Consider the following 747-nt stretch of genomic DNA (forward strand, 5'->3'; position numbering starts at 1 on the left):
CACCAACCTCAATTGTAAAAGCAGAGCCCACTCAAAATGTATCTAGTTCGTTACAAACAAATACTCAACGAGATCGTACTTCCGTCAAGCAAGCAATGCGGGATACATTGCAACTTGGATACCCGGGGATACTTGCTAAAACTTCTGAGGGTGGAAAAACGTGGGGGTATGCCGCTGGGATAGCGGATCTGAGAACCAAGAAGCCAATGAAAACAGATTTTCGCTTTCGCATTGGGAGTGTGACGAAGACGTTCACCGCAACGGTTATACTTCAATTAGCTGGAGAGAATCGCCTGAATCTAGACGACTACATCGAAAAATGGTTGCCTGGTGCCATTCAAGGAAATGGATATGATGGTAACAAGATTACTATTCGGCACATATTGAACCATACAAGTGGTATCGCTGAATACTCAAGGTCAAAAGACGCTGATTTTACGGATACAAAAAAATCGTATACGGCTGAAGAGTTAGTGAAGATGGGGATTTCTCTGCCCCCAGACTTTTCCCCAGGAGATGGATGGTCTTATTCAAACACAGGATATGTATTACTGGGTATTCTTATTGAAAAAGTAACCAGAAACAGCTATGCGGAAGAGATTGAAAATCGGATTATTGAACCGCTTGAATTGTCGAATACATTCCTACCTGGCAATTCAAGCGTTATTCCAGGCACCAACCATGCCCGTGGATATGTCCAACCAGACGGAGCAAGTGAGCTAAAAGACGTTACTTATTATAACCCAA

At 43.1% G+C, this 747-nt stretch carries 1 protein-coding gene; it reads left to right on the top strand.

What is annotated here, in order from left to right:
- On the top strand, nucleotides 1–747 hold a 747-nt coding region (locus BPMYX0001_RS26145; RefSeq protein WP_033799415.1), incomplete at both ends, for a serine hydrolase domain-containing protein.

It is taken from the genome of Bacillus pseudomycoides DSM 12442 (assembly GCF_000161455.1).
GTDB lineage: Bacteria > Bacillota > Bacilli > Bacillales > Bacillaceae_G > Bacillus_A > Bacillus_A pseudomycoides.